The organism is Flavobacterium calami (assembly GCF_038290035.1).
Lineage (GTDB): Bacteria > Bacteroidota > Bacteroidia > Flavobacteriales > Flavobacteriaceae > Flavobacterium > Flavobacterium calami.
In genome coordinates this window covers 88,734-113,576 of the sequence record NZ_JBBYHS010000008.1, presented here as the reverse complement: position 1 = coordinate 113,576, position 24,843 = coordinate 88,734, and the positions used below count along the sequence as shown (strand labels likewise).

Annotated in this window: 23 protein-coding genes; 18 read left to right on the top strand and 5 right to left on the bottom strand. The window is 34.3% G+C overall.

The window, feature by feature from the left end; translation table 11 throughout:
- Positions 1–71: 71 nt before the first annotated feature.
- The 18 genes from AAEO57_RS08840 to dusB all read left to right on the top strand — a co-directional run bounded on the left by AAEO57_RS08840 (position 72) and on the right by dusB (position 19,497).
- Positions 72–1,211, top strand: coding sequence for a beta-ketoacyl-[acyl-carrier-protein] synthase family protein (locus AAEO57_RS08840; protein ID WP_341691708.1), 1,140 nt, complete (start codon positions 72–74; stop codon positions 1,209–1,211).
- 64 nt (positions 1,212–1,275) lie between these two features.
- Positions 1,276–2,058, top strand: a complete 783-nt coding sequence (locus tag AAEO57_RS08835) for a hypothetical protein (RefSeq protein WP_341691706.1) — start codon at positions 1,276–1,278, stop codon at positions 2,056–2,058.
- A gap of 28 nt (positions 2,059–2,086) precedes the next feature.
- Positions 2,087–2,704 (top strand): 3-oxoacyl-ACP synthase, encoded by a 618-nt coding sequence (locus AAEO57_RS08830; RefSeq protein ID WP_341691704.1) that lies wholly within the window; start codon positions 2,087–2,089, stop codon positions 2,702–2,704.
- Positions 2,705–2,706: 2 nt separating this feature from the next.
- The gene (locus AAEO57_RS08825) at positions 2,707–2,964 is read left to right on the top strand and encodes a phosphopantetheine-binding protein (protein ID WP_341691702.1); all 258 of its coding nucleotides are present in this window, start codon (positions 2,707–2,709) and stop codon (positions 2,962–2,964) included.
- Positions 2,965–3,054: 90 nt separating this feature from the next.
- Positions 3,055–4,254 (top strand): beta-ketoacyl-[acyl-carrier-protein] synthase family protein, encoded by a 1,200-nt coding sequence (locus tag AAEO57_RS08820; RefSeq protein WP_341691700.1) that lies wholly within the window; start codon positions 3,055–3,057, stop codon positions 4,252–4,254.
- Entirely contained in the window at positions 4,254–5,318 is a 1,065-nt protein-coding gene (locus AAEO57_RS08815) for a beta-ketoacyl synthase N-terminal-like domain-containing protein (protein ID WP_341691699.1), read from the top strand. The genes AAEO57_RS08820 and AAEO57_RS08815 overlap by 1 nt, the downstream gene beginning before the upstream one ends.
- Before the next feature lie 113 nt (positions 5,319–5,431).
- On the top strand, positions 5,432–6,100 hold the full coding sequence (locus AAEO57_RS08810; RefSeq protein WP_341691697.1) for a polysaccharide deacetylase family protein: 669 nt from the start codon (positions 5,432–5,434) through the stop codon (positions 6,098–6,100).
- Between the two features lie 98 nt (positions 6,101–6,198).
- On the top strand, positions 6,199–6,825 hold the full coding sequence (gene lolA2 / locus AAEO57_RS08805) for a flexirubin biosynthesis/transport protein LolA2 (protein WP_341691695.1): 627 nt from the start codon (positions 6,199–6,201) through the stop codon (positions 6,823–6,825).
- Positions 6,791–7,426 carry a flexirubin biosynthesis protein LolB2 gene (lolB2, locus tag AAEO57_RS08800; protein WP_341691692.1) on the top strand — a complete coding sequence of 212 codons (636 nt, stop codon included), beginning with the start codon at positions 6,791–6,793 and terminating at the stop codon, positions 7,424–7,426. Before lolA2 ends, lolB2 begins: the two co-directional genes overlap by 35 nt.
- A gap of 29 nt (positions 7,427–7,455) precedes the next feature.
- Positions 7,456–8,070 carry a porin family protein gene (locus AAEO57_RS08795; RefSeq protein ID WP_163409546.1) on the top strand — a complete coding sequence of 205 codons (615 nt, stop codon included), beginning with the start codon at positions 7,456–7,458 and terminating at the stop codon, positions 8,068–8,070.
- A gap of 8 nt (positions 8,071–8,078) precedes the next feature.
- Positions 8,079–8,450, top strand: coding sequence for an ApeI family dehydratase (locus AAEO57_RS08790; RefSeq protein WP_341691689.1), 372 nt, complete (start codon positions 8,079–8,081; stop codon positions 8,448–8,450).
- Between the two features lie 2 nt (positions 8,451–8,452).
- A complete protein-coding gene (locus AAEO57_RS08785; protein ID WP_341691687.1) occupies positions 8,453–8,938 on the top strand; it encodes a hypothetical protein in 486 nt (161 codons plus the stop codon).
- Positions 8,939–8,956: 18 nt separating this feature from the next.
- Entirely contained in the window at positions 8,957–10,126 is a 1,170-nt protein-coding gene (locus tag AAEO57_RS08780; protein ID WP_341691685.1) for a DUF2062 domain-containing protein, read from the top strand.
- 72 nt (positions 10,127–10,198) lie between these two features.
- The gene (locus tag AAEO57_RS08775) at positions 10,199–13,873 is read left to right on the top strand and encodes a 1-acyl-sn-glycerol-3-phosphate acyltransferase (protein ID WP_341691683.1); all 3,675 of its coding nucleotides are present in this window, start codon (positions 10,199–10,201) and stop codon (positions 13,871–13,873) included.
- Position 13,874: 1 nt separating this feature from the next.
- Complete coding sequence (locus tag AAEO57_RS08770) at positions 13,875–15,392, top strand: phytoene desaturase family protein (RefSeq protein ID WP_341691681.1); 1,518 nt, start codon at positions 13,875–13,877, stop codon at positions 15,390–15,392.
- 7 nt (positions 15,393–15,399) lie between these two features.
- The gene (locus AAEO57_RS08765; RefSeq protein ID WP_341691679.1) at positions 15,400–17,067 is read left to right on the top strand and encodes a C45 family autoproteolytic acyltransferase/hydrolase; all 1,668 of its coding nucleotides are present in this window, start codon (positions 15,400–15,402) and stop codon (positions 17,065–17,067) included.
- Positions 17,064–18,353: a flexirubin biosynthesis putative acyl-CoA ligase FlxY gene (gene flxY / locus AAEO57_RS08760; RefSeq protein ID WP_341691677.1), complete on the top strand. Its 1,290-nt coding sequence runs from the start codon at positions 17,064–17,066 to the stop codon at positions 18,351–18,353. The genes AAEO57_RS08765 and flxY overlap by 4 nt, the downstream gene beginning before the upstream one ends.
- Positions 18,354–18,504: 151 nt before the next feature.
- Positions 18,505–19,497, top strand: a complete 993-nt coding sequence (gene dusB, locus AAEO57_RS08755) for a tRNA dihydrouridine synthase DusB (RefSeq protein WP_306154850.1) — start codon at positions 18,505–18,507, stop codon at positions 19,495–19,497.
- Between the two features lie 56 nt (positions 19,498–19,553).
- Here dusB and AAEO57_RS08750 read toward each other — a convergent pair whose 3' ends face one another.
- The 5 genes from AAEO57_RS08750 to AAEO57_RS08730 form a co-directional block, all read right to left on the bottom strand.
- Positions 19,554–20,162, bottom strand: a complete 609-nt coding sequence (locus tag AAEO57_RS08750; protein WP_341691671.1) for an N-acetylmuramoyl-L-alanine amidase family protein — start codon at positions 20,160–20,162, stop codon at positions 19,554–19,556.
- 66 nt (positions 20,163–20,228) lie between these two features.
- Positions 20,229–21,656, bottom strand: a complete 1,428-nt coding sequence (locus AAEO57_RS08745) for an MATE family efflux transporter (RefSeq protein ID WP_341691669.1) — start codon at positions 21,654–21,656, stop codon at positions 20,229–20,231.
- A 172-nt stretch (positions 21,657–21,828) separates the two neighbouring features.
- Positions 21,829–23,028 (bottom strand): ABC transporter permease, encoded by a 1,200-nt coding sequence (locus AAEO57_RS08740; RefSeq protein WP_341691666.1) that lies wholly within the window; start codon positions 23,026–23,028, stop codon positions 21,829–21,831.
- 1 nt (position 23,029) lies between these two features.
- Positions 23,030–23,422: a 30S ribosome-binding factor RbfA gene (rbfA, locus tag AAEO57_RS08735; protein ID WP_341691664.1), complete on the bottom strand. Its 393-nt coding sequence runs from the start codon at positions 23,420–23,422 to the stop codon at positions 23,030–23,032.
- A gap of 123 nt (positions 23,423–23,545) precedes the next feature.
- The gene (locus AAEO57_RS08730) at positions 23,546–24,820 is read right to left on the bottom strand and encodes a murein hydrolase activator EnvC family protein (protein ID WP_341691662.1); all 1,275 of its coding nucleotides are present in this window, start codon (positions 24,818–24,820) and stop codon (positions 23,546–23,548) included.
- Positions 24,821–24,843 lie beyond the last annotated feature (23 nt).

Sequence of the window (24,843 nt, the reverse complement as noted above, 5' to 3'; positions counted from 1 at the left end):
ATTAGTAAAAATTAAATCTGCTCAATCTGCCAAATCTGCGGGCAAAAATTTCACGAAATTAAAACCATAAAATGTCAAAAGAAATATACATCAACGAAACGAATTGTATCACGCCTTTAGGTTTTGATGTTGAAACGAACATCGAAGCGATTCTTCGTGGCGATTCAGGAATTCAGCTTCATAGCGATATTTCTTTGATGCCAAATTCATTTTATGCTTCAATTATTTCTGATGAAAAAATAAACAGCGCTTTTTCAAAAATCAGTGCTGAAACAAAATATTCCCGTTTAGAGAAAATGATGATTTTGGCTTTAGAGCCGATTATCAAAAATTCTGGTGTTGAATTGAATTCAAAAACCGCTTTTATACTTTCTACCACAAAAGGAAATGTTACCGCTTTAAAAGACAATTCTGAAGAAAGTTTTAACAATGCACATTTAGATGTTTTGGCTACAACTATTGCGAATTTCTTCGGGTTTCAAACGCAGCCCATCGTAGTTTCGAATGCCTGCGTTTCCGGAATTTTAGCAGTTTCAATTGCTAAAAGAATGATTCAGTCAGAGCTTTATGACAACATTTTTGTAGTAGCTGGCGATGAAGTTTCAGAATTTGTTTTGTCAGGATTTAATGCTTTTCAGGCGATGAGCGAACTGCCTTGCAAACCGTATTCTAAAAACAGAACCGGAGTAAGTTTGGGCGAAGCAACCGCAGCGGTTTTAGTTTCGGCAGAAGCCAAAAACGCTAAAATAAAAGTCATTGGAGACAGTTCGATTAACGACGCGAATCATATTTCTGGACCTTCAAGAACAGGCGAAGGTTTGTTTAGAAGTATTCAAAATGCTTTGAAAGAAGCAAATATTGAAGCCAACAAATTAGATTATATTTCAGCACACGGAACTGCAACGCCATTCAACGACGAAATGGAAGCCATTGCCTTAAACCGATTGGATTTACAAAATGTTCCGATTAATAGTTTAAAAGGATTTTACGGTCATACTTTAGGCGCTTCAGGATTATTGGAAACGGTAATTGCGATTGAATCTGCTAATCGAAATATGCTTTTTGAATCGAAAGGTTTTGATGAAATTGGTGTTAGTGAAACTGTAAATGTTATTGAGAAAAACGAAGACGCGAATATTGAATATTTTTTGAAAACGGCTTCTGGATTTGGTGGTTGTAATACGGCGGTTGTTTTTGAGAAAGTGAAATAAGGAAAAGCATAAATTTTATCATAGTTAAAAGTTTATCTTCTATGTTAACGAAAATTATAAAAATATGACCATACAACAGTTTTTTTTTGATTTGCCGATTTACACCAAGTTTCAAATAACAGATGATAACAATGAAACTTTCTTAGAAATAACTGATTCTTCTAAAAAAGTAATTTTTGATGGATATAATCCATGGAAAAAAATTGAATCAACCTTCTATGTAATGATTGATATCCAAGGAGCAAATTATGCTTATTCTAGAGATGGAGGATACGCAACACAAAAAGTAAAATGTAAAAGATCAGATGATATTTTTATGTTTTATCTTCACTATGATCCTAAAAACAAAATTTTACTAAAAGTTGGACAACATCCAACTGTTGCAGATTTTCATATCAGTGAAATTAAAAAATATGGCCAATTATTAACCAAAGAAAAGTTAAATGAATTTACTCGAGCAATTGGCTTAGCTGCTAATGGTGTGGGTATTGGTTCTTTCGTTTATTTAAGACGCATTTTCGAGCATCTCATTTTTGAAGCTTTTGAAAAAGCAAAAGTTGATGGTAAAATAAATCCTGACGATTTTAACAAAGGACGAATGGATGATAAAATTCGTTTACTTGCCAAATATTTACCTGCTTTTTTAGTTGAGAACAGAACTATTTATTCTGTTTTAAGTTTAGGTATTCACACTTTAGATGAGCAAACATGCTTAGAACATTTTGATACTTTAAGAGTTGGCATTGAAATAATTCTAGATGAAAAACTTGAAGAACAAAAGAGAATAGAAAAAATGGAAATTGCTAAAAATAAAATTGTTGCATTAAAAGGAAAACTAGGGAAATAATTCTGTTTATAGAATTTTAAACAAAAAAATGACTCAAAATAAAACCTACATACAATCCTACATCACCATTCAAAACAACGAAATTGTTTTGAACGGAACTTCTGTATTCAAAACTGAACCAACCGATTTTGCTGATTTCTCCAAACAAGCATTGCGTAATTTTGAAATCCAATATCCAAAGTTTTTCAAAATGGATGCTTTGAGCAAACTGGCTTTTTTAGGATCAGAATTGCTTTTGAGTCCGATTATTTCTTCGGAAGAAGAAAATAATATCGCTTTGGTTTTGGCAAATAAATCGTCAAGTTTAGATACTGATGTAAAATATCAGGAATCGATTTCTGATAAAGAAAACTATTATCCGAGTCCGGCGGTTTTTGTTTATACGCTGCCAAATATTTGTTTGGGCGAAATAAGTATTCGTCATCAGTTAAAAAGTGAGAATTCTTTCTTTATATTTGATGCTTTCAACACTGAATTCATGTCGAATTATTCGAATATTTTATTGAATTCAGATAAAGCAGATAAAGTTCTTTGTGGCTGGGTAGAATATTTTAACGAAGATTACAAAGCTTTTCTCTGCGTCATTGGCAAAGAAGAAAACGAGAAATATAGAGACGAAAATATCAATACATTATACAATAAATAATCATGGAAGCATTAAAAGAAGAATTAAAAAATAAAATCATTACGACTTTAAACTTAGAAGATATCGCTGTTGAAGACATTGCAGACAACGATCCTTTGTTTGGAGACGGTTTAGGTTTAGACTCGATTGATGCACTTGAATTAATCGTGATTCTTGATAAAGATTACGGAATTAAACTGGTTGACCCAAAAGAAGGAAAATCAATTTTCCAATCAATCGAAACAATGGCAACTTACATCAACGCCAACAGAACTAAATAGACTTCTTAGACTGGCTTAGATTTTTAGACTTCTTAGACAAAAAGTTTAAAAATCTAAGAAGTCTAGAATCTAAAAATCTAAGAAGTCTAAATGAAAAAAGGTGTCGCAATAACGGGAATGGGAATTATCTCTTCGATTGGAAATTCAGTCGGGGAAAATTATATTTCCCTGATCGAAAATAAAATTGGCATTTCGCATATCCAAAATATTTCGACGGTTCATGCCGATGTCATTAAAGTTGGTGAAATCAAAAAAACCAATGAAGAACTGGTTGCCGAATTGCAGCTTTCTGAAAATAATAATTTTTCGAGAACCGCTATGATTGGCACTCTGGCAGCCAAACAAGCTGTCGAAAATGCCGGAATTACATCGATAAACGAATTCAGAACCGGATTAATTTCTGCCACCAGCGTGGGCGGAATGGATATGACCGAAAGACATTATTATGATTATTTCGAAAAACCCGAATTGATAAAATATATCACTTGCCACGATGGCGGTGATGTCGCTGAAAAAATTGCCGAAGAATTGGGTTTAAAAGGAATGGTGACTACGATTAGTACCGCTTGTTCTTCTGCTGCAAATTCGATTATGCTGGGTGCGAGATTAATCAAAACCGGAAAATTAGACCGTGTAATTGTGGGCGGTGCGGATGCTTTAGCAAAATTCACCATCAACGGATTTAAGACTTTGATGATTTTATCTGACGATTACAACAAACCATTTGACAATACCAGAAAAGGATTAAATCTGGGCGAAGCCGCAGCTTTTTTAGTTTTAGAATCAGATGAAATTGTTGCCAGACAAAATAAAAAAGTACTCGCAAGGGTTTCGGGTTACGGAAACGCAAATGACGCTTTTCACCAGACTGCTTCTTCTGAAAACGGTGACGGCGCTTATCTGGCGATGAAAAAAGCATTTGAAGTTTCGGGTTTAAAACCTTCTGAAATTGATTACATCAACGTGCACGGAACGGCAACGCCAAACAACGATTTATCTGAAGGAAGAGCTTTGCTTCGAATTTATGAAGATGAAAAAGTTCCGGATTTCAGTTCTACAAAACCTTTTACGGGCCATACTTTAGCGGCTGCAGCGGCAATTGAAGCTGTTTATTCGGTTTTAGCGATTCAAAATAATGTGGTTTATCCGAATTTGAATTTTGAAAATCAAATGGAAGAGTTTGAGTTGAAACCTCAGACAACTTTAAAAAATAAAAATATCGAACACGTTTTATCCAACTCTTTTGGTTTTGGCGGAAATTGTTCAACCCTTATATTTTCAAAAAGCTGATGACTAAAAAAACATATATAAATGGAGTAGGCTGTATTTCGACTCAAAAAACATTTGATACTGTTTTTTTGGAAGAAGCTGTTGTAAATCATGAAGAAAACGTACTGGCAATTGTTCCGCCAGTATACAAAGAATATATTTCGCCGGCTGCCAGCCGACGCATGGCAAAAGGTGTAAAAAACGGAATCGTAGCTTCAACTTTGGCGATGAAAGATGCAAATGTTGAAAATGTCGATGCGATCATCACCGGAACAGGCTTAGGTTGCATCGAAGATTCTGAAAAATTTCTAAAAAGCATTTTAGACAATAACGAAGAGTTTTTAACACCAACTTCTTTCATTCAATCAACTCATAATACCGTTGGTGCGCAGATTGCACTTTTACAGCAATGCAAAGGCTATAATTTTACTTACGTAAACGGTGCAGTTTCTTTTGAATCGGCTCTGATTGATGCAAAAATGCAGATTGAAGAAGACGAAGCCAATTCAATTTTAGTTGGCGGAGTTGATGAAAACGGTGATTACACAACATCGCTTTTCAAATTAAACGGGCGCATCAAAAAAGATAATTCAGGACCTCATGATGTTTTGACTTCTAACACAAACGGAGCAGTGTACGGCGAAGGCGCCAGTTTTTTTGTTTTAGAAAATGAAAAAAAGGATTCGACTTATGCTGAACTTCTGGACATTGCCATCGTAAATACACTGGAAGAAAATGAAATTGAAGCCTTTATAATTTCATTTCTAAAATCCAATAATCTGGAAATTTCAGATATCGATGCCTTAGTTTTAGGCTTTGACGGAAATGTCGATTTCGAAAATTATTATAAAAAACTGGCTGAAAATGCTTTCGCAAAAACTCCTCAGCTGTATTACAAACATTTAAGCGGCGAATACGATACTGCTTCCGCTTTTGCTTTTTGGATGGCTTCTAAAATTTTAAAAACACAGGAAATTCCGGAAATTGTAAAAGTAAATTCGGTTTCAAAACCATCTTATAATACCATTTTATTATACAATCAATTAAACGGAAAAAATCATAGTTTTACGCTGCTGTCAAAATGATAACGCACAAAAACATATCGCTGTTTTTTGTCTTTTTATTGCTTGTATTGTTTCTTTTGAATCTGTATAACGCAATTCATTTTCTGTGGTTTGTAGTTATAATTCTAGTTTGGTTGGGAATAAACGCTTTTGGTTCTGCCCGAATTTCTTCTAATTATCACGTAAAAGCTTTCTGCAATAACCCTTCGGAAACAGAGAAAAAAATTGCCCTGACTTTTGATGATGGACCAAGTGAATTTACTTTGGAAGTTTTGGAAATTCTGAAAAAATACAATGCCAAAGCGACTTTTTTCTGCATTGGAAAAAACATCGAAACGCATCCCGAAATTCTTCAGAAAATTATAGACGAAGGACATTTGGTGGGAAATCATTCTTATTCGCATTCTCAATTTTTTGATTTTTATACCTACCCAACCATAATGGAAGAACTTCAAAAAACAGATCAGCTTCTGGAAAAATTTACATCCAAAAAAATTAACTTTTTTCGCCCGCCTTACGGAGTTACAACACCATCAATCCGCAGAGCTTTAAAATTCACAAAACATAAAGTTATTGGCTGGAATATTCGTTCGCTTGACGGTGGAACTACAGATGTGGAATTAATTCTGAACCGAATTAAAAAACGGGTTTCTCCCGGCGGAATCGTACTTTTGCATGATACTGCTCCACATTCCGTTTTTGTATTGGAACAGTTTTTGCAATTTTTACAGCAAAATAATTATGAAGTGATTTCTGTTGAAGAATTACTGAAACTTAATGCTTATGAAATTGAACGCGGATAAAACAAATTCGCTATCGCGAAGACACTGATTGAGACGGATTTTTTTTAATCTGTGAAATCTGTGGCAAAAAAAAATTAAAGCACAATTTTAAACAAAACATGAAAACTAAAATAGCTATACTAATTCTATTTATTTCGAGTAATTTGTTTGCTCAGGAACAAAAAATGAGTACTGCAGAAATTACTCAATTCAAAGAAGACGTAAATGTAGTGGCAAAAAAAATCAAATCTCTAAGTACTGATTTTGTCCAATACAAACATTTGGATTTTTTATCGAAAGACATTGAAACTTCAGGGAAAATGTTTTTTAAAGAACCGGCGCTATTGTCATGGCAATACAAAAAACCATACAATTACAGTATCGTTTTCAAGAACGGAAAAATCCTTATTAACGACGAAGGAAAGAAAAGCGCCGTTGATATTGGAAACAGCAAAATCTTCGCACGCATTAATAAATTAATTGTCGGAAGCGTGAGCGGAAATATGTTTGACGATAAGGAATTTACGATTTCATATTTCAAATTAAAAGGTCAAAATCTGGCAAAATTTATTCCGAAAGATGCAACGCTGAAAAAATACATCAAACAAATTGAACTGACTTTTGACAAAGAAGAAGCAACTGTAGTTCAGGTAAAATTATTAGAATCCTCTGAAGATTATACCCGAATTGTACTTAAAAATAAAGTAATCAATGCAAAAATCGACGATTCCGTTTTTACTAATTAATTGCTTTATGGCGATTGTTTTGGTGGCTTGTGGCTCGGTCACCAAAAATTATACGCCTAAAAAATTAGATAAAACCTCCATTGAAGTTCCTTATTTCTCAGACTCAAAAACCGATTACGTGTATAAAACTAATATTACGGTTTACGGTCACGAAATGTCCGGGATTTTCATCGCTAAAAAAATAAATGATACTATACACCGTGTTGTTTTTACAACTGAATTTGGCAACAAATTAATGGATTTTGAAATTTCGGAAAACGATTTTAAAGTCAATTCAATCGTTTCTGAACTCGACCGAAAAATATTGATCAATACTTTGGAAGAAGATTTCAGACTGCTTCTCAAAAACAAATACTTGATTGAGGAAGAATTTGAAAACGAAGAAAACAACATTTATAAATCGGCAGACGGGAAACGTGACAATTATCTTTTCTTCTCCAAAAAAGATCAAAAATTAGAAAAAGTAGTACGCTCTTCTAAAACAAAAGATAAAATAACAATTACTTTTACTTTAGAAAACGATATTTTTGCCAAAAAAGTGGTCATTTTACATCAAAACATAAAATTGAAAATTGAGCTAAATTATTTTAAATCAGAGTAAAATTCAAATTAACTTAAACCAATAACATAATGAAAAAAGTAACCCTAATTGCATTCGTTTTATTTATCGGCCTTATAACATCACAAGCACAGGTAAAAGTTAGCCCTGGACTTCGAGGTGGTCTCAATCTTTCAACACTGTCTAATATCGAAGGTAATAGTTACAATTCTAATTTTTACATTGGTGGATTAGCAAGTATAAAATTCAATAAATATTTCACATTACAACCTGAACTAAGTTATTCCAAACAAGGAACCGACGCCGTTTATTTTGATTATGATAACAACGGAAATTATCAAACATTTGATACTACTTATGATTTAGATTATGTTTCATTGGATGTTGTCGCAAAATTTCATTTTGGAGGAGGTGGTTTTCATCTTCTGGGGGGACCATTTTTTGATTTAAAAACAAATGACAATTTTAACTACTCAAGTGATTTAGTTGATTTTGATATGGGAATCGTTGCGGGCGTTGGTTATACTTTACCTAATGGCCTTACTTTTGAAGCAAGATTAAAACAAGGTTTTATAGATATATATGGATTTGAAGGTATAGACGACTATAATGAAAATGGTAATTATGATGAAGTTATTTTAAATAACGTTTTCCAATTCGGAGTAAGTTATACTTTTAAAATGTAAAAAAAATTATGGTTTTAAAAGACTTTTACAAAATACTTTCGGAAGAAAAAGTATCCGATTCTAAACATACTTTTACGATTCTGGTTAATGAAAAACATGAAGTTTTCAAAGGTCATTTTCCGGGGAATCCAATTATGCCGGGTGTTTGCATGATTCAGATTATTAAAGAGCTGACAGAGAAAATAACACAGCAGACTTTAATGATTCAGACGCTTTCAAATGTAAAATTTATGGCGCTTATAAATCCTGAAAATACTCCTGAATTACGTTTGGAACTTGATATTACAACAACCGAAGATAATTTGGTTAAAGTAAAAAACACTACTTATTTTAATGATACTGTTGCTTTGAAACTGAGCAATGTGTATAAAAAAATATAATTATGAAATTGCTACTGACATTACTTCTACTGGTAAATTTTGCAGGCAATCCGGATTTGGCTGCTATTCGAAAAATGTATGCTGACGTTACAAAATCTGAAAGTAATGCCAAAGAATTTGTAGCAAAACTTGCAGGCGTTTCAAATAATGATGATAAAATTTTAGTGGCTTATAAAGCGGCTTCTATTTTATTGGATTCTAAATTTGAAAAAAAATTAAGCCAGAAAATAGATCGTTTTAAAGAAGGCGCAAAATTGCTTGAAGCCACAATAAAAAGTGATCCAAGTAATATTGAAATGCGAATGATCAGACTAAGTGTTCAGGAAGATGTTCCGGGTATTACGGGATACAAGAAAAACATTAAAGAAGATAAAAAATTCATAACGACATATTATGCTTCGCAGAGTTCTGCTTTGAAAGCTTATCTTAAAGACTTCGTTTTACAATCTAAAAGTTTCTCTGAAAAAGAGAAGCAATTTGTAAAATAAAAGCTCAAAAAATACCACATGAAATCACAGCAGGAATTACTTAATTCGACTCACTTTTGTGTTATTGTACCGACGTACAATAATCAAAAAACACTAAAAAAAGTACTGGACTCTGTTTTAGATTTCACTCCAGATATTATTGTGGTTAATGATGGTTCGACAGATGAAACTTTCGACATTTTAAAACAATATTCGCAGCTTACACAAATTCATCATCCTAAAAATTTAGGAAAAGGACGAGCACTCAGAAACGGTTTTCGAAAAGCAATCGAAATGAAATTTGAATATGCCATCACGATTGATTCTGACGGGCAGCATTTTGCATCCGATATTCCAAATTTTATTGCAGCCATTCAGGAAGAACCCAATTCACTGTTGATTGGAAGCCGAAATATGACGCAGGAAAATGTGCCGAAGAAAAGCAGTTTCGGAAATAAATTTTCGAATTTCTGGTTTAAGTTCGAAACCGGAATCAAACTTGACGATACACAATCCGGTTTCAGATTATATCCGTTGCAATTCCTTCCGAAACAATTTTACACGAACAAATTTGAATTTGAAATTGAAGTTATTGTACGATCTGCATGGAAAGGAATTACAGTAAAAAACATTCCGATTCAGGTTTTGTATGATCCGGCTGAGCGGGTTTCACATTTTCGTCCGTTCCGGGATTTTACCCGAATCAGTATTTTAAATACGGTGTTGGTGACTAATGCGCTGCTTTATATCAAACCCAGAGATTTTTTCAGAAGAGCAAAAAAAAAAGGTTTAAAAAAATTCTTTCTTGAAGATATTTTAGAAAGTAAAGATTCTGATTTTAAAAAAGCGGCTGCAATTGCTTTGGGAATTTTTATTGGTCTTTCACCTTTTTGGGGTTTTCAGACCATTTTACTTTTCACATTCGCAGCTTTATTCAGGCTCAACAAAGTCATTGCTTATCTGACTTCAAACGTGAGTTTCCCCCCTTTCATTCCTTTTATTATTTACGCTTCACTTCAGGTAGGAAGCATTTTTGTTTCCGGCGAAACGCCTTTAATTTTGGATAGTTCGATCACACTTGATGATATTCAAAAAAATGCTACACAATATATCGTAGGAAGTCTTATTTTAGCATCCGTTTCTGCGCTAACAGTTGGTTTAATTAGTTATTTACTTTTAACGGCTTTCACCAGGAAACGTACAGAATAAAATTCTATGTTAATTAGCCACGGATTTAAAAAATAAATTCGTGAATTCGTGGCTGAAAAAATTTAATCCGTCATGCATCAATATTTCTACGCCATTCATTTATTTGTAAACCGAAGAAAATCGCTCTCGGTTTTTTTGGCCGTGCTGATGCTTTTTGTTTTCGGATTTTTTGCTTCTCAAATCAAATTTGAAGAAGACATAACCAAACTTATTCCAACCAATGACAAAGCCGATGTTACAGCAAAAGTCTTAAAACAATTAAATTTTGCCGATAAAACAACTGTCATTTTCAAACTCGAAAAAAACGGTTCTGAAGAGGATTTAAAAGAAATGGCAACTGCCTTTTCAGATAGTGTTTCTCAATCCTGCAAACCGTATATTACCGGAATTCAGGGAAAAATTGACGAGGAAAATATTCAGGAAACGATTGATTTTGTTTACAACAATCTGCCACTTTTTCTAGACGATCAAGATTATAAAACGATTCAGAATAAACTTGAGAAAGACAGTATTGCAGCTACCGTTCAGGGAAATTATAAATCAATTATTTCTCCATCCGGATTTGTAACAAAAGATTTCATTCTCCAGGATCCTCTTGGGATTTCATTTATTGCTTTAAAAAAATTACAGCAGTTAAATATTGGTGATGATTTTACGCTCGACAATGGTTTTGTGATGACCAAAGACAAAAAGAAATTATTGCTTTTTATTACCTCAGATATTTCATCGAGCGAAACTGAAAAAAACACTCTTTTTGTTGAAAAACTAAAATCGATTCAAGAGAATTTAAATCAGAAATTTAAAGGAAAAACTTCTGTCAGTTATTTTGGATCGGCGTTGATTGCCGTTGCAAATGCCACACAAATCAAAAGCGATATAGTCCTGACGACTACCATTGCCATGATTACGCTGATGCTGATTTTAATTTTATTCTACCGAAAAATATTAATTCCGCTGATTATTTTTATTCCGACAGTATTTGGGGGTTTGTTTGCCGTTGCCTTTTTATATTTCGTAAAAGAACAGATTTCAGCAATTTCACTCGGAATCGGATCTATTTTATTAGGAATTACGATTGATTATTCGCTGCACATTCTTACGCATTACAAGCACAACAGCGACATAAAAACATTATACAAAGACATCACGATGCCTGTCATCATGAGCAGTTCGACTACAGCGGTTGCTTTTTTGTGTCTGCTTTTCGTAAAATCTGATGCGCTGAATGATCTTGGAATTTTTGCCGCTGTCATTGTGATGGCTTCCGCGTTTTTCTCGCTTTTGATTGTTCCGCATTTATATAAACCGAAGGAAAATAATTTTGAACACAAGAAAAATGTGATCGATAAACTGGCTCATTTCTCCTTTCACAACAATAAATTTTTGATTGGATTTTGTGTTTTGATTACGATTGTCTGCTTTTTTACTTATAATGATGTTGGTTTTAATAACGATTTGTCGCAGTTAAATTTTGTTCCAAAGGAAATCAAAGCTGCAGAAAAGCAATTGGAAGAAAGCACGAGCCTGACTTCAAAAACCATTTATGTCGCTTCGTACGGAAAAAGTATGGAAGAAGTTTTACAGCACAACAGCCAGCTTTTTACCGATTTAGCAAAAGAAAAACAGCAAAAGAAAATATTGAATTTCAGTTCTGTGGGCGGAATTATGCTTTCGCAGAATGAACAGCTTCAAAAAATTGAAAAGTGGAATTCGTTTTGGGATGCGAATAAAAAACAGTTTTTACAATCTCAATTAATTGCCGAAGGTTCCAAACTTGGTTTCAAGCCAACCACATACAGTATCTTTTTTGATCATTTAAATTTTGATTTCAAGCACATTTCTGCTTCAGCTTATTTAAAAATTCAGGCGTTGCAGCTGAAAGAATTTGTAACCGAAAAAAATGGTTTTTACACCATTTCGACTTTGGTAAAAGTTTCACCGGAACAGCGCGATGCTTTTGTAAAATCGGCTTCGGCCAAAGAAAATCTGATTGCAATCGACCGTCAGCAGATGAATGAAACCTTTTTCAGCACTTTGAAAACCGATTTTAATTCGCTTATCAATTATTCTTTTGTCGCTGTGATTCTGATTTTGTTTTTCTTTTTCAGAAGAATCGAATTGGTAATCTTAAGCTGTATTCCGATTGCTTTAACCGGAATTGTTACAGCAGGAATTATGGGAATTTTTGGCATTCAGATGAATATTTTCAGCATGATCGTCTGCACTTTGATTTTTGGTCACGGAGTTGATTTTAGTATTTTCATGACCAGCGCACTTCAAAAAGAATACTCTACCGGAAAAAACGAAATTGCGATTTACAGAACATCCATAATTTTAGCTGTAATCACGACAATTTTAGGAATCGGCGCCATGATATTTGCGAAGCATCCTGCGCTGACTTCGATTTCATCAGTTTCGTTAATTGGGGTTTTTGCAGCACTGATTATTACGTTCATCTTCTACCCGATTCTTTTTAAACTGTTTATATCAAACCGATCCAAAAACGGAAATCCACCTTTTGCATTACGCAGTTTTTTAAATGGTATTCTTTCTTTTTTTTACTACGGACTTGGCGGGATTTTAATGTCGCTTTATTCTTTGATTATCATGCCGGTTTTACCTGTAAGTGAAAAAACAAAAATGAAAGGTTTTCGATTTGTGATTTCGAAGTTTGTGAAATCAGTCTTATATTCCAATCCGTTTGTGCAGAAAAAAGTAATCAATGCTTTTAATGAAACTTTTGAAAAACCAGCCATAATTATTGCCAATCATACATCATTTTTAGATAGCCTGACAATTGGAATGCTGAGTCCAAAAGTCATTTATTTAGTAAATGACTGGGTGTATAACTCTCCATTTTTTGGACCCATTGCTAAAAAAGCAGGTTTTTATCCTGTTACAAAAGGGCTTGAAAACGGTGTTGAGCATTTACGCCAAAAAGCAAAAGAAGGGTATTCGATAATCATTTTTCCTGAAGGAACACGTTCTGAAAGCAATCAGATTAAGCGTTTTCACAAAGGTGCTTTTTATCTTGCGGAAGAATTGAATTTAGACATTCTTCCGATTTTAATTCATGGTGTTTCAGAAGTTTTGCCAAAAGGCGATTTTATAATTTATGACGGTAGTATTACGGTTTCTGTTTTAGAAAGAATAACTCCTGAAAATCATTCTTTCGGAAAAAATTATGCTGAAAGAACCAAACAAATCAGCAGCTTCTTTAAAACTGAATTTAGCAAAATCCGTCAGGAAATTGAAGGCCCGGATTATTTCAGGAAAATGCTGATTCATAGTTATGATTACAAGGAAATTGAAGTCGTAAAAAGTATAAAACAAAATCTAAAAACGCATCTCAAAACCTATTATCGCCTAAATCAACACATTTCGGCGAAAGCCAGAATATTACATTTAGCCAATGATTACGGGCAATTAGATGTTTTACTGACTTTGCAGGAACCACAGCGAAAAATTCATTCGTATATTTCTGATGAAGAAAAAAGAGCCGTGGCCAAAACCAATTACATTGCGAAAAAAAGAAAAATATCGTATCCGGATCAATTAGAATCAGCTGCTGAAAATCAATATGATGTTGTATTAATTTCGGATGAAAGCTTAAATATTTTTCCGGAAATCATTAAAGCTTCTTCTATAATTTTAGTGGGTTCTTCCCGTCTAAAAAACACAATAACTGATTTTGGTTTTGATTGTGTTTTAGAAGAAAATAACCTCATCATTTTAAAGAAAATTTAAAATGAAAGAGCAATACGACGTAGTAATTGTAGGCAGTGGTTTAGGCGGATTGGTCTCGGCCATTATTCTGGCTAAAGAAGGCTACAGCGTTTGTGTGCTCGAAAAGAACAATCAGTACGGAGGAAATCTTCAGACTTTTGTTCGCAACAAAACTATTTTTGATACCGGAATTCATTATATCGGAGGTTTAGGCGAAGGTCAAAACCTGCATCAGTATTTTAAATATCTGGGAATTATCGATAAACTAAACCTGAAGCAATTAGACGAAAATGCTTTTGATATTATTTCTTTTGAAGACGATACTACCGAGTATCCTCATGCGCAGGGTTATGAGAATTTTGTTTGTCAATTAGTTAAATCTTTTCCTGAAGAAAAAGAAAATATTGAGAACTATTGTAAAAGTTTACAAGAAGTCTGCGGTTCTTTTCCACTCTATAATTTAGAATGGGAAGGAAAATATGACGATGAAATTTTAAGACGCAATGCAAAAGAAACGATTGATTCTTTTACCCAAAATGAAAAACTAAAAGCCGTTCTGGCAGGTTCCAATTTTCTGTATGCAGGTCTTCCGGACAAGTCTCCATTTTATGTTCATGCACTGATTGTAAATTCGTATATAGAAAGTTCCTGGCGCTGTATTAACGGCGGAAGCCAGATTACCAAACAGCTTTTGAAACAGCTTAAAAAATACGGCGGCGAATTTTACAAACATAAAGAAGTTATCAGTTTCGAAGTCGAAAATCATAAAGTAAATTCGGTTAAAATGAAAGACGGAACAGAGGTTTCCGGAAAGCTTTTTATTTCAAATATTGAACCCAAAACAACTTTGAAAATGGCAGGTGAAGAAAACTTCAGAAAGCCATTTTTTAACAGAATTCAAAGTTTGGAAGGCGTTCTTTCGGCTTTTAGTCTGTATCTGGTTTTTAAGCCCGGGACCTTCAAATACATCAACCACAATTATTATCATTTTAAAAATAGCGGTGAAGTCTGGACAGCACATGAATACGATGAAAATTCGTGGCCAAAAATGTATATGGCTTCTATGAATGCGTCTAAAAAAGACGAAATCTGGGCAGACGGAATGACGTTTATCACGTACATGAAATTTGATGATGTCCTGCCCTGGGCAAATACCTTTAATACAACTGTCGAAAAAAATGACCGTGGTGAAAGTTATGAAGAATTCAAAGCGAGAAAAGCAGCTAAATTTTTAGATGAAATCGAAATAAAATTTCCGGGAATCAGAGATTGTATTCTGTCTGTTCATACCTCAAGTCCGCTCTCTTACCGTGATTATATTGGGGGTGATAAAGGCAATATGTACGGCTATGTCAAAGATTCCAACAATCCGATGAAAACTTTGATTCCGTCAAAAACCAAATTAGAAAATTTGTATCTCACCGGTCAAAGCATCAGCATGCACGGAGTTTTAGGAGTAACTATTGGAGCAGTTGTTACGTGTTCTGAAATTCTCGGCAAAGAATACTTAATTACGAAAATCAATCAGGCGACAGAATAAATAAGACATGAAAAAACAGATCACATTCTATCTTATTATTGGTTTTTTAGGAATTCTGGTTTCCTGTGGCACGACAAAATCAAAAAAACATCTGCCCGATATTTCTAATTATAACGCTACAAAACCCGTTGTCACTAAATTTTCCGACAGCTCTTTTATTTCAGGGAATAATTCGCTTTCAAAAAACAAACAAGGTCTTTGGGAATTATATGTCGAAGGTGATCCGCTGGAAATTGGACTTACAACCGGAGCATTGTCAGACTCGCTTTTGCAAAAACAGCAACACATTTTTTTCTCTAAAATAACAGATATTGTCCCTTCCAAATTTCAGCAGAAAATGCTGCGCCATTTTTTGAGCTGGTTCAACCGAAAATTATATCTGAATGTTCCTGAAGAATATCAGACAGAGATTTATGGAGTTTCTCAATATACTTCGCATGAATTTGACAACATCGCACCTCAATATCAGCGTGGTTTATATTTGCACGCAGCGCACGACATTGGGCACGCTTTGCAGGATTTGGCCTTAGTAGGATGTTCGTCTTTTGCTGCATGGAATGAAAAATCTGAGGACGGAAATTTAATTCTCGGACGCAATTTTGATTTTTATGTGAATGACGCTTTCGCAGAAAATAAAATCATTGCTTTTGTAAAACCCAAACAAGGCCATAATTTTATGATGGTTTCCTGGCCAGGAATGATTGGCGCCGTTTCAGGAATGAATCAGCAGGGTCTGACTGTAACTATTAATGCTTCAAAATCTAAAATCCCGCTGATTGCCAAAACACCTATTTCGATTCTGACCCGTGAAATTTTACAACACGCCAAGAATATTGAGGAAGCGATCGCCATTGCCAAAAAGAGAAAAGTATTTGTTTCAGAATCCATAATGGTGGGAAGTGCCAATGATAACAAAGCGGTTTTAATTGAAGTTTCTCCAAAAAAAATGGATGTTTTTGATATGCCAAATACCAGTCAGTTAATTTGTTCCAATCATTTTCAGGGAGATGCTTTTAAAAATGATAAACGAAATCAGGAGCAAATTGTAAACAGTCATTCTGAATACCGATTTGAAAGAATGCAGGAGCTTTTATCCGAAAATAAAAAGATCAATCCGCAGATTGCTTCTGAAATACTTCGTGATAAAAATGGCTTAGAAAATATTCCTTTGGGTTACGGCAACGAAAAAGCGCTGAATCAGTTAATGGCACATCACGGAATTATTTTTAAACCAAAAGAAAAACTCGTCTGGGTTTCGGCTAATCCGTATCAATTGGGCGAATTTGTCTGTTACAATCTGGATTCTGTTTTTAATGGCAAAAAGTCGAATGTCGAAATTTCATTCGAACAGGAAAATTTAAATATTGCCAAAGATCCTTTCATAAAAACGAAAGCTTTTCAAAACTATAAAAAGTTTAAAACTGAAGATCATCAAATGGATTTGTATCTAAAAAAGGAGGAAACGATTACTGCTGAATTCATTCAAAATTATCAATCATTAAACCCGGATTATTGGGTTGTGTATTATAAAACAGGATTGTACTTTTACCAAAAGAAAGAATATCAACAGGCTCAGGTAAATTTTGAAAAAGCACTGACCAAAGAAATTACTACCGCTCCTGAAAAAGCAGAAATTGAAAAATATTTAAAAAAACTCAAAAGAAAATTACAATGATTCCGGCAATAGAAAAAAATTCTTTAGAGGAAATTAAATTTTTTCAGGAACAGAAATTAGCTGAACTTTTAGCTTATATCAGCGAGAATTCTCCATTTTACAAAAGACTTTTTGCGGGACAAAATATTGATATTTCGAAAGTGAAAACACTCGAAGATTTACAATTTTTGCCCGTAACCACAAAAGAAGATTTACAGCAATATAACGATGATTTTATGTGTGTTCCGCAGCATAAAATTATCGATTATGCTTCTACATCAGGAACTTTAGGTGATCCGGTAACTTTTGGTTTAACCGATTCTGATTTAGACCGATTGGCTTATAATGAAGCCATTTCATTTGCCTGCGCAGGAATTGCAGAAGGCGATGTAGTTCAGTTAATGACAACAATTGACCGAAAATTTATGGCCGGTCTGGCTTATTTTTTGGGTCTGCGCAAACTGAAAGTTGGTGTTATTCGTGTTGGAGCGGGAATTCCGGAAATGCAGTGGGATTCGATTTTAAAATACAATCCGAGTTACTTAATTACCGTTCCTTCTTTCCTTTTAAAATTAATCGAATACGCGGAAATTCACGGAATTGATTATAATAATTCAAGCATAAAAGGTGCTATCTGCATCGGAGAATCTTTAAGAAAACAGGATTTTTCAATGAATATTCTATCGAAAAAAATTACGGATAAATGGAATATTAAGTTGTTTTCGACTTACGCTTCAACCGAAATGAGTACGGCTTTTACAGAATGTGAACACGGTCAGGGCGGGCATCATCATCCGGAATTAATCATTGTTGAAGTTCTGGACGAAAATAATTTACCAGTTAAAAATGGTGAAACCGGCGAACTGACTTTTACGACTTTAGGAATTGAAGCGATGCCGTTATTGCGTTTTAAAACCGGAGACATTGTGCAGTTACACGAGGAACCTTGCGCCTGCGGGAGAAACACGTTGCGTGTCGGACCAGTTATCGGTCGTAAAAAACAAATGATCAAATATAAAGGTACAACGCTTTATCCACCGGCGATGAACGATGTTTTGAGCAGTTTTGATAACATCGAAAATCATTTAATTGAAATTTCTACGAATGATTTAGGTACTGATGAAATCCTGATAAAAATTGCGGTAAAAAATCAAACTCCGGAATTTCTACAGGAAATTAAAGATCACTTCAGAGCCAAACTGAGAGTAACGCCAAAAATAGAATTCGCTTCAAAAGAAACTTTAAACCCTTTGGTTTTTAACCCGATGAGCCGAAAACCAATTCGGTTTTTTGATTATAGAACTTAGTATTAGGTACAAAGAGGCAAAGGTTCAAAGGGACAAAGGCTATGTAATAGCTTGATAAAAAAACCTTTGAACCTTTGTTGCTATGAACCTTTGGACATTCAATTTGGCACAAATTGAACTAAATGTTGTAATTTTGCAAAAAATATTGAAAATGGTCAAGATTGGCAACATAGAATTACCCGAATTTCCTTTATTACTCGCACCGATGGAAGATGTTAGTGATCCGCCGTTTCGCAGATTATGCAAAACGCACGGAGCTGACATGATGTATTCTGAATTTATTTCATCAGAAGGATTGATTCGTGATGCTATAAAAAGCCGTATGAAGCTGGATATTTTTGATTACGAACGACCTGTTGGAATTCAGATTTTCGGTGGTGATGAGGAAGCAATGGAAATGTCTTCTAAAATTGTTTCAACCGTAAAACCTGATTTAGTGGATATCAATTTTGGATGTCCGGTAAAAAAAGTAGTCTGCAGAGGTGCCGGTGCGGGAGTTTTAAAAGATGTTGATTTGATGGTTCGTCTGACAAAAGCAGTTATCAAAGGCACTGATTTACCTGTTACGGTAAAAACCCGTTTAGGCTGGGATGATAACTCCATCAATATTGATGAAGTGGCAGAAAGACTTCAGGATATTGGTGTTCAGGCTTTGACAATTCATGCCAGAACCCGTGCCCAAATGTACAAAGGCCATTCTGACTGGTCGCATATTGCACGTGTAAAAAACAATCCAAGAATTACAATGCCAATTTTCGGAAACGGCGATATTGACAGTCCGGAAAAAGCACTAAAATATAAAAATGAATACGGAATTGACGGAATCATGATTGGCCGCGCTGCAATTGGTTATCCGTGGATTTTTAACGAAATCAAACATTTTTTTAAAACCGGAGAACACTTGCCTGCTCCAACGGTTATTGATCGTGTTGAAGCTGCCAGAAATCATTTGCAATGGTCAATGGACTGGAAAGGCGAGCGATTGGGAATTGTAGAAATGCGTCGTCATTATACCAATTATTTCAAAGGAATTCATTCGTTCAAAGAATTCAAACAAAAATTAGTTACTACTGATGAACCTGAAAATTTATTCGCCATTATGAAAGAAATAGAACAGGTTTATGCGGGATATGAGTTTGTTTAAAAAGTAAGACCTTCAAAAATTTTGAAGGTCTTTTTTTATCTTCCATAATGATATTTTTACTTTACAGATTCCAAAATTTGGGCAGCTAATTCGTTTTGTCCTATTTCGCTAGTGATGTAATTTCTATCATTTTCATTTGATAAATATCCAAGTTCTATTAATACAGCGGGACAATTTGAATTTTTCATTATATAAAAGGGAGCTTCTTTTACTTCTCCTTTTGCTAAACTTTGGTTTGAAATAGTGCTTAATAATTTTTTTGCTTTTAATGTTGAAGCCTCCTTAAATTGCTCATTTTTGTTAGAAACATAAACCTCAAACCCTCTCTTTTTAGAATCCTTACTAGTGTTTACATGCAAAGAAACAACCAAATCAGCTTTGAGATTATTAATTATCGAAACTCTTTCGCTTAATTCCATAAAATGATCGCCATCTCTAAGTAAAACAATTTCAATATTTTCATCTTTATTGAGTGCTTTTATTTTCTTGCTAATCTTTTCTACAAGAGCCTTTTCTTCAAATCCACCTAGTGTTGCTCCAAAATCATGTCCGCCATGACCAGCATCAATTACGATTACTTTTTTATCATTTAATGGTTTAAAAGCTAAAATCACAAACAGTCCGAGAACTGCTAAAACTCCTAAAATTCTGGTTTTGGTTTTCATAGTATTTCCTTTTTTGGTTCATAAATCTCAACGTTTAAATTTAAGAAATATTGTACAATATATATTTTAAACCTGAATACGTTTCCATCTTCCTCTTTTGTAAAGCACAATCCCCGCTAAAGTTATGGCAGTTTCTGCAACCGGAATTGCAATAAAAACACCAGTTGGCCCCATATTAAAATGCTTTGCCAATACATAAGCAAGCGGAATCTGGAACAGCCAAAACCCAAAGAAATTGATTCCGGTTGGTGTCCAGGTATCTCCTGCCCCATTGAAAGTATTAATTAAAACCATTCCGATTCCGTAGAAAACAAATCCGATGCTCATCGTGCGCAATGCTTCAGCAGCAACCGTTTTAACCATTTCATCATTCGTGAAAAAAGAGATAATATAGTTTCCGAAAACTAATGTAATAATCATAATCGAAGCCATGAAAATCACATTGTATTTTGCTGTTGTATAAACCGATTTTTCAGCACGTTCGATTTGTTTGGCTCCTAAGTTCTGCCCCACCAAAGTTGCGGCTGCATTACTCAATCCCCAGGCAGGAAGAATAAAAAACATCATAATTCTAAGTGCTGTCTGGTAACCTGCTGAACCATGATCGCCTCCTGTTGTGGCTACTAATTTTGCCAGGAAAATCCAGCTGCAGGAAGCAATTACAAATTGTAAAACTCCCGGAGCCGCAATTTTTACTAAAGCTTTTATTTGTGTAAAATCTGGTAAGAAATATGAAATTTTGATTTTTAAAATTCCGTTTCCTGAAAATAAATGATATAATTGATATAAAACCCCAATACTTCTTCCGCATGTTGTGGCTAATGCGGCTCCAACCAATCCAAAAGCTGGTATTGGTCCCAAACCGTTAATTAAAACCGGACATAAAATAATATTACAGATATTGGCAATCCAAAGACTTTTCATCGCAATGGCTGCATTTCCTGCTCCACGAAATATTCCGTTTATTAAAAACAAAAGCATAATACACAAACTGGAGCCAATCATGATTTGGGTAAATCTGAAACCGTGTTCGGCAGATTCTACGGATGATCCCATAAGTACGAGAATATCTTTCGCATACATAATTCCGAAAATACTCAATACACTGTTAACTGCGAAAGCAATAATAATCGCCTGCATTCCGGCTTTTGCAGCAGCTACAGAATCTTTCTCTCCGATTCGTCTGGCCACAACTGCTGTTGCCGCCATGCTCATTCCAATAGCAAGAGAATATATAATTGTCAAAACTGATTCGGTTAAACCAACAGTCTGAATCGCAAAACTGCTGTGTTCCAAATGTCCGACGAAATATAAATCGACCAAAGCAAAAACCGACTCCATCATCATTTCCAAAACCATTGGAATGGCTAACAGGATTACTGCTTTTTTGATACTTCCGGATGTGTAATCAAATGATTCGTCACCTTTAAGCGCTTGCTTTAAGGTGGTAAAAATTTTAGAAAATAGACTTTTCTTTATAACTGTTTCTGTCATGATATTTTAGGATAAATGATAAAATTGGCTCAGATGTAGTAATCTGAACTGAAAAGTAAAAGCGTAAGTATCCTAATTATTCTAAAAAATAAAATAGGATTAGGCAGAAACAATCATGTGCTGTAGAATTTTTGAGGCGGTAAATATAAGTAATATTTTTGATGAAGAAATACTAATCCAACAGCTTTTTACTTACACGGCTACTGGCAATTAAAGAAGCTACAAACCCAAGAATAACAATTGTGGTCATTACGATAAGTACATTTTCAAAAGAAAAAACAACAGGATAGGCCAAAGTTGGCGTAATCATAATCAATTCGTATTGCTGCTGCAGCAGTACTAAAATCATACCTAAAACAAGACCAATTATCCCTCCAAAAACACTTAATAAAGTTCCCTGAAGCAAAAATATTTTTCGGAGATGATTAATTTCAGTACCTAAATTGAAAAGGGTTTTTAAGTTTCCTTTCTTTTCTAAAATCATCATGATTAACGCTCCAACCAAATTAAAAAGTGCCACGATTATAACCAACGTAAAAATCAGATAGACAACAATGTTCTCTGTATTGAGCATTTTGTATAATGACTCATTAAGCTGGGCTCTGTTTTTTAGTGTAATTTTATTTTTGAAAATCTTTTGAAGTTGAGAACGTATCTCTTTCTCATCAGCATTTGGTTTCAGTTTCAATTCGATTCCGGAAATCTGATTCGGCTTGTACATTAATAATTCCTGAGCCAGACCTAAATCAGCAAATATATATTTAGAATCCAGTTCTTCACTAATGGAATAAATTCCGACAGGAAGCACATCTGTTTTATTGAATGCTTCTTCGGGATTTTCGATTGCCCCTTTTCCAGGTTTTGGTGCAAATACCTGCAATGGGTTTTCAAAATCAAGAATTCCCATCGAAAATTCACTTGAAATTCCGTAGCCAATTACAGCCTGATAACTATCCGGCTTCAGCCATTGACCATTAAAAAGCTTTTTTTTGATATCGTTTACTACAGGATAAAGGCTGTCAACGCCTTTTAAATAGGTAACATGTTGTTTGTCTTTAAACAAAAACAAAACTCTTTCTTCAATAATTTTGGTGTACGAAACAACCCCTTCTATTTTCCTGATTTGATTTTCATCTTTCGGTGTAATCAAAAATGATTTACCGTATGTACTGGTCAATTTTAAATCAGGGTCAATTTCATTCGTAAAGGAAAGACTGAAAACTTTTAGTCCACTGAAAACTGATAAAACCACAAACAAAGCCATGGTACCAACAATAATTCCGAGACTGGCAATTAAATTGATGATATTGATAGCGTTATTTTTGCTTATACTAAAAAGATAACGTTTGGCTATGTAAAGGGGGAAATTCAATTTACGATTTTCTTCTTTTTTCTAAAAGATCACGGTTTTCAATTGGGTTCTCTTTGCCTGCTAAAGCGTTGTCAATTTTTTCGATGTAATCTAATGAATCATCAATAAAAAATACCAGATTGGGTACGCGACGCAACTGCAAACGTACGCGCTGGGATAAATCGTGTTTTATTAAAGTTGAATTCGATTTTATTCCTTCTAAAGTTTCTTTTGCTTTTTCTTGTGGAAAAATACTTAAATATACGGTTGCCACAGATAAATCTGTAGTAACACTTACTTTGGATACCGAAATTACTAAATTGCTAATTCCGTTTTTTCTCACTTCACCCTGCAAAATATCAACCAAATCTTTTTGGATGACACCGCCTATTTTTTTCTGTCTGTTTGTTTCCATACTGCAAAAATACTACTTTTTAAATTCAATCCTGTAATTTCAGGATAACGAAAGAAGCAATTTAAATTCAAATTAGATTTTTTATTTCATAAAAAAAGGAGCAAAAAAATGCTCCTTTTATTCTTATCTGTTTTGTAACCATCCTTCCGGATTATTATTTGATGTATTTTGAAGAATCAAAAACTTAATGATCGTTTTTCCTGTATCACCACTGGTTCTTACTTTACCAATGCTTTGTTTTACTTTTACTTTATCCCCTTGTTCCACAGATACACTACTCAGGTTTTGATATACAGTGAAATAATCTCCATGCTGAATAAAAACAGCTCTGTTTACCGGAGACAATGCTATAACTTTTGAGACTACTCCTTCAAATACCGCACGGGCTGTTGCCCCTTGTTCAGTAGTAATCTCTACTCCTGAATTATGAACGGTTAGGGATGGATATAGTGGGTGAGGCTGATCTCCGTAACCAAGGGATATAAATCCCTTTTCAACTGGCCATGGTAATTTTCCTCTGTTAGCCTTAAAATCTGCTGCTAATATTTTACCTTCCGGCGTTAAGGCAATTTTATCAGACGAAAAAGCTTTAGCCGGAGCCGGTTCACTACTTTCAGTGCTTTTTCCTTCAGCTATTCGTTTTCTTCTTTCTTCTTCCGCTTTTCTATTGGCTTCAGCAATAGCAGCACGAATCAATTGCTTAATTTTCGCATCAATTGCTTTTGATTCCTTCTGTTTCGCCTTTGTATCGGCAATAATTTTATTTTTGTCCTTTTTAAGCGAATTAACTAGCTTTTGTTGTTCTTTCTTTTCAACCTCAAGACTTTGTTTTTCCTTTTCATTCTCTGCAATTATCTTTTTCTTTACTTTTCTTTGTCCATCCAGTCTGGCATTATAATCAACTAATTCAGCAGTTTTAGACTGTATTTCAAGTCCTTGATTCTTTCTAAAATTGGTATATTGTTTTAAATATTGTGCTCTTTTGTATGCCTGCAAAAAACTTTCGGAAGATAAAATAAACATCGCCCGACTTTGTTCAGAACGGCTTTTGTATGATTTTAAAATCATTTTGGCATAATCTTCTTTCAGGACAGCCAGTTCTCTTTTCAGTTTATTTACTTTTAACTGGTTAATGTACATATCATTGCCCAAAATCCTTTCCTGCTTAGCTGTAGTATTAATCAGTTTTTCTTTCAGCTTTATTTTGTTCTGCTGAATCAAAAAAACATTTACCGCAGATTTTTCTTTTTTCCTTACAGACTGCAACATTTTTTCATTATCCCTGATTTCCTGCTGAATCTGAGCTTTTCGCTGTTCCAGTTTTTCTTGTTGCGAATCTTGTGCCCACACAAAAGTTGTGGCACAGATAAAAATTAGGCTTAGGAGAAATTTTGGCATTTTTCTGATATGTTTTTGCAAAT